We start from the raw sequence: 11752 nt of genomic DNA, 5'->3' as shown, positions 1-11752 counted from the left end.
CCTCGGCGGCTGATTCCATTTCCCGGATACGCTTTTCGCTGTCCCTGATGAAGATCCAGACGAGGTTCTTGACGAAGTCCCTGGTCGGACCCATGGCCTCGATTTCCTCGATCGTCGCTTCGTCGAGGCCGGGCCGGATTTCCTTTTCGCCAGCCGCCCCCGCCGGGGACGGCGGAGTCGCCGCCCCGGGAGAGACGCCGTTCTGAGCAGTCAGCGTCGCAATCAGCGCGAGTACCTTCCTCGTTTCGAAAGGCTTCGTGATGAAGGCTTTCATTCCGCCTTCCTCGCAAGCCTTCCTCGAATCCAGCGTGGCGTCCGCGGTCAGGGCCACGAGCGGCACGGGAGGCCCCTCCTTCGTTTCGGAAAGGTAGATTTTCGCGGCTTCCAGTCCTCCCATGACGGGCATGTTCAGGTCGAGAAGGGCGATATCGACCGTCCCGGTCCGGAGGACCTCCAGCGCCATCTTGCCGTCGGAGACGACCTTGATTTCGTGCCCGGCCCGCTCCAGCAGCTTCTGGATGACCATCTGGTTCGTCGGATTGTCCTCCGCGACCAGGATCTTCAGTCGGCGAGGAGATGCGCCGGCGGCGCCGGCCATCACGGGCAGGGCGGGATGCCATCCCTCGTCGTAGGGGAGGACGTAATGCATCGCGCAGATCAGATCGCGGACGTTTTCCGGGGATTCCAGCATGGCCCGATAACCGTGCCGGGAGGCTTCTTCCCCGTAAGCGCCGTCGCATCCTTCGCCGACGAGGACAAGGCGCATGTTCTGGAGGGCGTCCATCTGCCGCAGAGAGGCGATGAACCTGAACGGGTCTTCGTTCAGCTCGTTTTTGACGACGATGGCGATATGGCAGGTGGAACGGTCCCTGACGACGCGGCTCGAGTAATCGTACGCCTGCCCGGTGTTGTAAACCCTGCGGATATGGCCCACTCCCCATGAAAGGAGGAACCCGTTGACCGTTTCGGCGATCGAGTCGTCCGCGGAAACCAGGAGCACCCGCGTGCGCGAGATGGGCATTCGCATGGAACCCACGGCGGCGTTCTCCGGCTGCTTCCCGAGGGCGATCGTGAACCAGAACGTGCTTCCTTTCCCGGATTCGCTCTCCACGCCGATCTTCCCGCCCATGAGCTCGACGAGCTCTTTCGAGATCGTCGTCCCGAGCCCCGTTCCGCCGAATTTCCGCGTGATCGAGTCGTCCGCCTGGGTGAATCGTTCGAAGATCAGCCCCTTGGCCTCCCTGGTCATTCCGATCCCGGTATCCGCAACCTCGAAGCGCACCGTTACGGTATTTTCGTCCTCCGCGACCTTGAGAACCCGAAGAGTGACCTCTCCCCGTTCCGTGAACTTGGTGGCGTTGGAAAGAAGGTTCGTCAGCACCTGGCGGATCCTTCCCAGGTCCCCCGTCACCAGGAAGGGGACGGATGAAGAAACCATGACGCGGAACGCCAGCCCCTTCGCCTTTACCTGGCGGGCGACAATCGACGCGGTGGTCTTTATGAAGGCATGAAGGTCCATCTCCTCCGGCTGGATCGACACCTTCCCTTCCTCGATCTTCGAGAAATCGAGAACGTCGTTGACCAGGGAAAGGAGCGCGGCCGCGGAAGCCTTGACCGTTTTCACGTACTCCTGCTGCTCGGGGTCGAGCCGTGTCCCGGAGAACAGCTCGACCGTTCCCAGGATTCCGTTCAATGGAGTGCGCATCTCGTGCGACATGTTGGCGACGAACCGTGACTTCGCCCGGTTGGCTACCTCTGCCTTTTCCATGGCGGCGGTGACCTTGCTGATCATGAAGCCGACGAAAACCGCCGGGATCAAGACCACGCCGGCGAGAAGTCCGTAGCCCATCTCCTTGTTTTCGATCCAGTACGGCGTTTGCGTTATGACATACCCGAAGAATATGATGCAGAGCGCGCTGCCGTATAAAAGATAACCTTTACCGTATCGAAACGAGTAGCCGAACATGTTCCAGAAGAGCACGAGGACGAGCGGGGCCCCTGCCTTCCCCGAAAGAAACATGCAGTAGCAGATTATGAGAGTGTCGAGCGTTAGGCCGGAAATGCGGCGGAGGTTGCTTTTCCCCGGCTGGATGAACGTGGAAACGAGCATCACGGTGGAGTAGAAGTTGTAGGTCAATGCCGCCCACAGCACCGCGGTCGGTACATTCCCGTGCCTGAAAAGGTAGATGTTGAATACTACGCAGAGTATGAACCGGATGTACCCCTGGTCCCGCTCCGGGCTTTCGGTTTTACGGGCGTAGATCAGGGCCTTCTTCAGGGCGATTCGCATTCTCCTTACGATAACCGGCTGCTCAGCCATGTCGTTTCCGTTTCGTCCATTTTTACACGGTGGCAGGCGCCGCCGACCTTGCGCATGGATCCAATGGAATCCTTATCGGCGGTCGGAAAAGTAATCTTCAGGGAAATATTTCATATTCATGAAATAAATGTCTGTGACTGACGTGGAACGAATATCAATGTGGACTTGCAATTGACCAAATATTAACGAATAGATGAGATATTAGTTGATAATGTATTAATAATACATTATATATTAGCAATTATTTATCGTTCGGCGCCTTTCCCCAGATTTCCTTGAGCCGTTGGTCGCGGCCGCAGGTCGCACGGTAAAACCTGTACCGTATCGGGTTTTTCTTATAGTAATGCTGATGGTAATCCTCCGCGGGGTAGAAATCCGATGCCTGCGCGATTTCCGTCGCGATTACTCCCTGGAATTGCTCCATTTTCTCCAGTTCACGCCTGGATTCCTCGGCAAGGCTCTTCTGTTCCTCCCCATGGTAGAAAATCGCGGACCTGTATTGCCTGCCCGAGTCGCAGAACTGCCGATCGACCGCGACCGGGTCGATGTTTCGCCAGAAGACATCCAGCAGCTTTCGGTAGCCTATGCGGGACGGATCGAACACAATAAGGACCGATTCCGCGTGTCCGGTTCCGCCGCCGGACACTTCTTCGTAGGTGGGATTCTTCTTCGTGCCGCCCGTGTATCCGGAGGTGACCGAAACGACTCCTTCCAGTTCGTCGAAAGGGTGCTCCATGCACCAGAAGCATCCGCCGGCGAACGTCGCCTTTTCGAGGGGCCGTGCCTCCCCGGCCGGCTCTTTCCCTGCGGCGGACGCGATCGCCGCGGCAACCAGGGATATGGTAAGCGTTACGAACATCACGCGTGCATTCATGCTTTTAAGAGTGCGTATCGGTGGACAAGGTTTCTCAAGGAATTGATCCGGGTGGGAAAAGCGGGTTAAATCCGGAGAGTGCCTCTGCGCATCTGAATTTCGAGAGGAGCCGCATGATGAAATACGATTCGGAATACGTTCCCGATTCGGCGATGGGGATCTTCGCCCATCCCGATGACGCGGAATTCATGGTCGCCGGGACGATCGCGCGGTGGGCGAGAGCCGGTTGCGAAGTGACCCTTGTGCTGCTGACCAGCGGAAACGCCGGGACGCACGATGCGGTGTTTACCCCCGGAACGCTCGCCCGCCTGCGCGAGAAGGAGGCTCGCGCCTCGGCGCGGATCCTCGGAGTGAGGAACGTAGTCTTTTTAAGGCAGGACGACTGCGGCCTTATACCGACCCTGGATCTTCGCAAGGAACTGGTGCGGCAGATTCGGAAGTTCCGGCCCGAGGCCGTGATCTGCGGCGATCCCCAGGCCTGGTTCTTCGACGACCGCTATATAAACCACCCGGACCACCGGGCGGCGGGAGTGGCCGCGCTCGAAGCGGTCTTTCCCGCTTCGGAAATGGAGCTTCTATGGCCGGGCAAGGGGAAACCGCACCGCGTCCAGGCCGTTTACGTATGCTCCACGCAGTCGCCGAACACCTGGGTCGACATCTCGGCCACGATCGACACGAAGATCGAGGCGCTGAAAGCGCACGCCAGCCAGTTGAACGGATGGGATCCATCGAGCAGGATCCGGGATTGGGCGGGCGCGGAGGCGCGGAACTCGAAGAGCGCGGGGCGGCGCGGCGGCGGAGGCCGCCCGGGCCGCGTTTCGCGGCCTATGTACGCGGAAAGCTTCCGGGTGATGAGGTTAAGGGAGCGTGAGAGGAGGCCTGAGGAACAGGACAATTCGTACGATCCCGCCGGCAGGCGAACAGCCCGCCGAAAGAGTTGAACTTATCCCGAACCGGTGCCTTGTGGTACATTTTCGTATCTGCCTGACGCCGCGCGCGGTTGCCATACGCGATTCCGGGAAGGATCCGAATGAAGGATTACTTCGAGTTTTCCCGCCACGGAACCGGATACCGCCGGGAGACGCTCGCCGGAATTTCGACTTTCCTTACCATGTCGTACATAGTCATCGTGAATCCGGCTATCCTCGCGGCGGCCGGCATTCCGAAGGGCCCGTCGATGGTTGCGACGATCGTTTCCGCGGTCTTCGGCACCGTCGTGATGGGGCTATACGCGAAGCGCCCGTTCGCCATCGCTCCTTACATGGGGGAGAACGCATTCGTCGCCTACACTGTCGTGAAGGTGCTGGGGTATTCCTGGCAAACGGCGCTGGGCGCCGTGTTCGTAGCGGGCGTCCTGTTCACCCTGCTGACGGTCTTGAAGGTAAGGAGCTGGCTGGCCGATGCGCTTCCGCAGACGCTGAAATTCAGCTTCGCGGCGGGAATCGGCCTCTTCATGACCTTCATCGGCCTCAACGAAACCGGCTGGGTGCGCCTGGGCGTCCCCGGCGCCCCCGTCGCCCTGGGAAATCTTGCCCAGCCTGCACCGCTTCTCGCGCTGTTCACGTTTCTCGCGATCGTGCTGATGATGATCCGGCGGATACGGGGCGCAATCGTGATAGGCCTTCTCGCGGCCACGTTCCTGTCGTTCCTTTGGAAAGTCTCTCCGGTCCCCGGAGAATGGATCGGCCTTCCTCCCTATCCCCGTCCGATACTGCTCCAGCTCGATATCCGGGGAGCGTTGAGTTTCCGCTTTTTTCCCATAGTGCTGACGATGTTCGTGATGGCCTTCGTGGACACGGTCGGAACGCTGATCGGCCTGTCCGCCCGTGCGGGGCTGCTGGACGAAAAAGGAAACCTGCCGGACATCGAGAAGCCGATGCTTGCGGATGCCCTCGCCACGACCGCCGCCCCCTTGCTGGGAACGACCACTACCGGGGCCTTCATCGAATCCGCAGCGGGGATAGAAGAGGGGGGAAGGACCGGGTTCACGGCGCTGGTCGTGGCGTTCCTGTTTCTTCTGTCCCTCTTCTTCGCGCCCCTGCTTACCGCCGTTCCTCCCCATGCGTATGGAGCGGTTCTCATAGTCATCGGGGTGTTCATGATCGCGCCGATCGCGAGGATCGACTTTTCGGACTACACCGAATCGATACCGGCGTTCCTGACGATCGTGCTTATGAGCTTCACCTACAACATCGGCGTCGGGATGACGGCGGGCCTGATGGCATACCCTGTGATCAAGGCGCTCTCGGGGCGCAGCCGGGAGGTGACCGCCGGCATGTGGGTATTGGCGGCGCTCGCTCTTTCATTCTACGTTTATTATCCATATCCTGAGTAGGGAAGGGGGTGGTCGGGGGAGATCCGCGAACGTGTCGCATGGGGCCGCGTAGTGAGAAATCGAACAAACGAAAGGATGAAGGAAATTCCAGGGAGGAACCCATGAGAAAGGCCGCCGTGACGATGCTGGTGATGGTGTTCGGTCTGTTCCTTGCCGCCGGAGCCCTGGCAGACAGCGCCACGAAGGATGAATGCGTGGCGAAGACGAAGGAAGCCGCGATGATGATCAACGAGAAGGGGCTGGACGATGCGGTAAAGGAGATCAACAACAAGCAGGGAAAGTTCGTTTGGAAGGACACGTACGTGTTCCTCATGGATCTTGACGGAAAGATGCTCGCCCATCCGATGAGTCCGGCGCTGATCGGGCAGAACCTGCTCGACAGGAAGGACAAGGGGGAACCCGGGAAACTCCTCTTCAAGGAGTTCGTGGATCTCGCCAAGGCCAAGGGCGAGGGATGGGTAGATTACATGTGGATGAACCCCGGCGATCCGAAGCCGAGGAAGAAGATCAGCTTCATCTACCGCGTACCCGGAAAGGACCTGCTGGCGGGCGCGGGGATCTGGGAATAGGATTTCGCGGCGGGGCCGGCGTTTTTTAAAGGCCGGCCCCGCGCTTCGGGAGACAACGATGGCAAAGAGCCTCACGCCGGACGAACTCTACAGGCGGTGCGACACCTCGTCGCTGCCCTTCAGGACGACCGCGAACCTGCCCCCCCTGGCAGGGATCATCGGCCAGAAGCGCGCGATCGACGCGATCGATTTCGGGCTGAACCTGCACAGCGACGGATTCAACATCTACGCTCTCGGGGAAAGCGGTACGGGCAAGGCATCGGCGATCCGCACTTTCATTTCCCGCAAGGCGGAGAAGGAGATCGTTCCCCCCGACTGGTGCTACGTCAACAATTTCCGGGAGACCGGCGAGCCGATCGCCATCTGGCTCGAGCCGGGGCGCGGGGCCGAATTCCAGAAGGACATGCAAGAGCTCATCGCCTTCCTGAAGACGGAGATCCCCCGGGTGTTCGAGTCGAAGGAATACAAGAGGCGGCGGAGCGCCGTGACCGAGGAATTCCAGGCGAAGCAGAAGGAAGAATTCGGGGCGATCGAACGCGAGGCTGAATCGAAGGGTTTCCGGATCAAGTCGGCTATGGGCGGATTCTCCATCGTCGCGATAGGCGCCTCGGGCGAACCGATCACGGAGGAGGAATACAACTCCCTGGAGCATCAACGGAAGGAAGAGCTCCGGGAGAACGGCCGTATGATCCAGGAGAAGATGGACGATGCGATCCGGCTCGTGAAAAAGGAGGAGAAGGCGACCGGTGAGAAGCTTAACGAGCTCGAACGGTTCGCGGCGCTGTCCGTACTGGGGCACCTGATCGAGGACATCAAGTCCAGGTACCCGAACAACTCGAAACTTATCTCATACCTGGACTCCGCGCAGGAGAACATCCTCGGCAACATCGACGACTTCAAGGCGCAGGCGGAGGAACAGCCCGCCCCGCCCCTCCCTTTCCTGAAGATGCAGAAGGAGGAGCCGAGTTACACGAGATACGCCGTGAACGTCCTTGTGAACAACGGGAACGCTGCAGGGAGTCCGTGCGTCTTCGAAAGCAACCCCACCTATTACAACCTCTTCGGACGCCTCGAGCACAAGCTGCAGCTCGGCGCCGCCATCACCGATTTCACGATGATCAAGGCCGGCTCCCTGCACAAGGCCAACGGCGGATATCTCGTCGTGAACGCCCTGGACCTCCTCCGGAACCTCTTCTCATACGAATCGCTCAAGCGCGCGATAAAGAATTCCGAGGTGAGGGTCGAAGACGTGTGGGAGCAGTACCGCCTCATCACAACGTCGGCCATGAAACCGGAGCCGATCCCGCTGAACGTGAAAGTCATCCTGATCGGAAGCCCGGAGATCTACACCATCCTGTACAACCTGGACGAGGAATACCGCGAGCTCTTCAAGGTGAAGGCGGACTTCGACAACCGCATGGACCGCAACGACGGGAATATCCTGAAGTACGCCGGGTTCGTCGCCTCGAAGACGGGAGAGGAGCACCTGCTTCCCTTCGATCCCTCGGGCGTGGCCCGTGTCGTCGAGTTCGGGTCGCGGCTGGCGGAGCACCAGGAGAAGCTTTCTTCGAAGTTCAGCGACGTCTCCAACCTGATACGTGAATCGCACTATTGGGCGAAAAAGGAAGACGCCGACATCGTCACCGGGGAACACGTGGAGAAGGCGCTCGGCGAGAAGATCTACCGCCACAGCAGGGTCGAGGACAGGATGCGCGAGATGATGGCGGAAGGGTCGCTCATCGTCGAAACTTCGGGGGAGCGGGTGGGGCAGGTGAACGGGCTTGCCGTCCTTGACACCGGGGACTACAGGTTCGGCAGCCCTTCCAGGATCACCACCGCAGTCTATACGGGGAAAGCGGGCGTGGTGAACATAGAGCGCGAAACGAAGCTTTCGGGAAAGATCCATGAGAAAGCGATTCTCATCCTTTCCAATTACCTCGGTAGCAGGTACGCCGCGAGACGGCCGATCAGCCTGTCGGCGTCGATCACGTTCGAGCAGCTCTACGGGATGATCGAAGGCGACAGCGCCACGTGCGCCGAGCTCTATTCGCTTGTGAGCGCGATCGCGGGAGTGCCGATCCGGCAGGGGGTGGCGGTCACCGGCTCCATGGACCAGAACGGGGGAGTGCAGCCCGTGGGGGGGGTGAACGAGAAGATAGAGGGATTCTTCGACCTGTGCTCCCTGCGGGGGCTCACCGGCGGGCAGGGGGTGATAATTCCGGAGCGGAACGTAAGGAACCTGATGTTGAAAAAAGAGGTCGTCGATGCCGTCGCGCAGGGAAAATTCCGGATCCACGCCATCGGGCACGTGGAAGAGGGAATCGAAATACTGGCCGGAATCCGGGCCGGGGAAGCTGATGCGGGCGGGAAGTACCCGGAAGGCACGATGAACCGAAAGGTGGAAGACCGGCTGACGGAGCTGCGCGAGGCCGTAAAAAAGGAAGGCGAGGCGGAGAGGAAAGACAAGAAAGAGGATTAGAAAAACTCGTTAAAAACTAAAACTGCGGGCGAGCCGCCGAGGCGGGGTGCCCGCTGAATCCGAATGAGCGATATTATGTCATTCATCCACCGGTTTATATTTATTCTGTTGGCCGTGTCCCTTCAATTTCCCCCGTGCCTGTGGGGGGGAGACGATCAGTACGCGGCCGAACGCCTGGCCATGGTGAGGGATCAGATCCGGGGCGGCGGGATCGCCGATCCGCGCGTGCTGCAGGCGATGAGCGAGGTTCCCCGACACCTCTTCGTGCCCGGCGAGTACCGCTCCCGCGCATACTATCCGCGTCCTTTGCCCATCGGGGAAGGCCAGACCATCTCGCAACCCTATATCGTGGGGTTCATGACCGAAATCCTGCGTCTGAAACCGACGGACCGCGTCCTTGAGGTAGGCACCGGCTCGGGATACCAGGCGGCGGTCGCCGCGAAAATCGCGGCGGAAGTTTACTCCGTCGAAATCTTCGAATCGCTGGCCTCGCGCAGCAGGGCCGCCCTGGCCGCCCCGGGATACGGCAACGTCCACGTCCGGCAGGGCGACGGATATTACGGGTGGGAGGAGAAATCCCCCTTCGACGCGATAATCGTGACCTGCGCAGGCGGCCACATTCCTCCGCCGCTTCTACGCCAGTTGAAGAACGGCGGCAGGATGGTCATGCCGGTCGGGGGCCCCTTCCTGACGCAGAACCTGGTATTCATCGAGAAGGGCAGCGATGGAAACATCAGCCAGCGAAACGTCCTGCCCGTCGCCTTCGTCCGCCTCCTTGGACACTGAGGAGAAGTCCCACCGGGGAGTTATACACGCCGTCTTTCTCCTGTCGGCTGCTGCGCTGGCGGACGAGATATTCCTTATCCGGCTCCTGTCCATCCGGTTCTGGCCGCATTTCGTCCCGATGATAGTGTCCCAGGCGATGCTCGGTTTCGGAGCGGCCGGCGTAGCCCTTCACCTGCTGCGAGAGAGAATCGAAAAATATCCCCGCCGGGTCTTCGCCTGGCTGATCATTCTTGCGGCCCCGTCGTTCGATCTTGCATTCCGCGCTTCGCAACGGATCGCGTTCGATCCGTTCCTGCTCCTTTGGGAGCCTGGAGCCTGGCCGGCGTTCGGACTGTTTTTCATACTGTTGGCCGTGCCGTTCTTCCTGGCGGGCGGCGCCATCGCCGTACCCTTTTCCTTCCGGATGGGAAGGCCGGGGCCGGTCTATGCTGCGAGTTTCGCCGGCTCGGCGGCGGGAGCCGTCATCGCGCTGGCGGTTTTCCCGCTGGTCCGGACGGAATCGCTGCTGCGAATCCCCCTGGCGTTATGCCTCGCCGCCGGACTCCTCTTCCTTCGCGAACCGCGACGGGGGGGCCGATGGGGCCGGAGGGCCGCCTGGGGGTTTTCCCTTCTCCTGCTTCTTCTTCCGCCCGCCGAATTGTCGCCGTCCCCTTACAAGGACCTGGCCGTTGCGCGCAAGCTCCCGGGGGCAAGACAGCTTGCCGCCCGTTACGGGCCGTCGGGGGATTACAGGGCGGTGTACGCGCCGGGGATCCACGTCGCCCCCGGATTGAGCTTCCGGTTCGCAGGGGATATCCCTCCGCAGGCGGTCGTTTTCTGCGACGGGGAGGCGAGAGGGATCGTACCCGCGGAAGGGTCGATACGCTATCCCGCCTATCTCGATTACTTCCCGTCCTCGCTCGCCTACCGCCTCGTAACACGGCCGGCTGTATTGCAATTCGGTTTGAGGGGGACCGAGGGGATCCTGGCGGCGGCAGGCAACGGAGCCTCCTCCATAACGGTCGTCGAGCCCGCGGGAGAACTCGCATCCCTGCTCAGGAACGACCTTGCCGCATTCTCCGGCGGATGGCCGGCCCCGGCGGGCACTGAGATACGGACCGAAGGGGCGAGAAATTTCCTCGCGAGGAATTCGGGCAGGTTCGACCTGATCGAAGCTGCGGAAATCTCGTCTCCTTCCTTCACTTCGCTGGGAATCCACGCTACCGGCGAGACGTTCCTCCTGACGCGGGAAGGAGTGCGTTCCGCCCTGTCCCGCTTGTCGGACAGGGGGCTTCTTTCCTTTTCCGGGTGGCTCAAGTCGCCTCCAAGGGAAAGCGTGAAGATCCTTGCGACGGTGCGGCTGGAGCTTGAACGCTCCGGAGCGGCGCCCGCATCGGATCGGATCATTATAGCGAGGGGATGGGGGACCTTCGTCGTACTTGCACGGCGCACGCCGTTCACGGAGGAGGATCTTCTCCGGGCGCGGCGGTTCTGCGAGGAGAGGGGATTTTCGATGGTCTGGCCTGCCGGGAGGGGATCCGTTTCCGGGGGAGAAGAGGAGAGGGCTTTGCAGGCCGCCGTGAAAAGGACGATGGAAGGATATTCCGGAGATCGTTCGGCCGACTTTTTCGACCTTTCCCCGGTCACGGACGATTCTCCGTATTTCTACCGCCTGCTCAAGCCGGGAAAACTTCCGGAGTTTCGGCGGATACTTGGAAGCCAGTGGATTCCGTTCGCGGAGTGGGGCGTCGTGTTCCTTCTTTTGTCCCTTGCCGTTTCGCTGGCGCTTGCCGCTGTCTGCCTCCTTGCCCCCCTCGGATTCTCACGCTTCCGGGAGTCGGCCGGCGGTGCGCCGTTCGCCGCATACTTTTCCGCGCTCGGGCTCGCCTACATGCTGATCGAGCTGACCTGGCTTAAAATCGGCATCCTGATCCTGGGCGATTCCATCCGTGCCGCGACGGCTGCGATCGGCGGCTTCGCGTTCTTTTCCGGACTGGGGAGCGCTGCGTCCGGCCGGTGGGATGCTCCGCGGACGATGAGCCGGCGTGTTTTCCCCGCAATCGCAGTTTTCACCCTGTCGGGATATACGTTCCTCTCCCTGTCGGCGGATAACCTTTTGTCCTCCGGAGAGGCGTTGCGTACGATCGCATTCCTGGCGTCACTTGCCCCGGCGGCCCTCCTTATGGGCGCGCCGTTCCCCGCGGCCATGTCCCGCCTGTCGGTTTCCGCGCCTTCCTCCATTCCGTTCGCGTGGGGGATCAACGGCTTCTTTTCCGTGGCGGGCGCTTCCCTTGCGTCGGTCGGTGCAATGTGGATGGGATTCCGCGGCACCGTGATCGCGGGCGCAGCCCTCTACCTCGCGGCCGGGGCGCTATATCCGAGGGTCGGCATCCGAAAAGGCGGCGAGTAA

General features: G+C 60.9%; 8 protein-coding genes. 6 read left to right on the top strand and 2 right to left on the bottom strand.

The features are described from left to right. Positions 1 to 2320 (bottom strand): response regulator (locus HY896_03885; GenBank protein ID MBI5575483.1); only part of this gene is annotated, 2320 nt, incomplete at its 3' end. Between the two features lie 241 nt (positions 2321 to 2561). After that, positions 2562 to 3194, bottom strand: a complete 633-nt coding sequence (msrA, locus tag HY896_03880) for a peptide-methionine (S)-S-oxide reductase MsrA (GenBank protein MBI5575482.1) — start codon at positions 3192 to 3194, stop codon at positions 2562 to 2564. Between the two features lie 116 nt (positions 3195 to 3310). Between msrA and HY896_03875 the strand changes: the two genes are divergently transcribed. From HY896_03875 to HY896_03850, 6 genes are all read left to right on the top strand, one after another. Continuing rightward, complete coding sequence (locus HY896_03875; GenBank protein ID MBI5575481.1) at positions 3311 to 4135, top strand: PIG-L family deacetylase; 825 nt, start codon at positions 3311 to 3313, stop codon at positions 4133 to 4135. A gap of 89 nt (positions 4136 to 4224) precedes the next feature. After that, positions 4225 to 5529, top strand: coding sequence for an NCS2 family permease (locus HY896_03870; protein ID MBI5575480.1), 1305 nt, complete (start codon positions 4225 to 4227; stop codon positions 5527 to 5529). Positions 5530 to 5630: 101 nt separating this feature from the next. Continuing rightward, positions 5631 to 6098, top strand: coding sequence for a cache domain-containing protein (locus HY896_03865; protein ID MBI5575479.1), 468 nt, complete (start codon positions 5631 to 5633; stop codon positions 6096 to 6098). 58 nt (positions 6099 to 6156) lie between these two features. Next, the gene (locus HY896_03860) at positions 6157 to 8577 is read left to right on the top strand and encodes an AAA family ATPase (GenBank protein MBI5575478.1); all 2421 of its coding nucleotides are present in this window, start codon (positions 6157 to 6159) and stop codon (positions 8575 to 8577) included. Positions 8578 to 8652: 75 nt separating this feature from the next. Then, complete coding sequence (locus HY896_03855; protein ID MBI5575477.1) at positions 8653 to 9363, top strand: protein-L-isoaspartate(D-aspartate) O-methyltransferase; 711 nt, start codon at positions 8653 to 8655, stop codon at positions 9361 to 9363. After that, positions 9302 to 11752 (top strand): hypothetical protein, encoded by a 2451-nt coding sequence (locus tag HY896_03850; protein ID MBI5575476.1) that lies wholly within the window; start codon positions 9302 to 9304, stop codon positions 11750 to 11752. The genes HY896_03855 and HY896_03850 overlap by 62 nt, the downstream gene beginning before the upstream one ends.

Source organism: Deltaproteobacteria bacterium, from assembly GCA_016218975.1.
Taxonomy (GTDB): Bacteria; Desulfobacterota; Deferrimicrobia; order Deferrimicrobiales; family Deferrimicrobiaceae; genus JAENIX01.
This window is presented reverse-complemented; position numbering and strand designations above follow the sequence as displayed.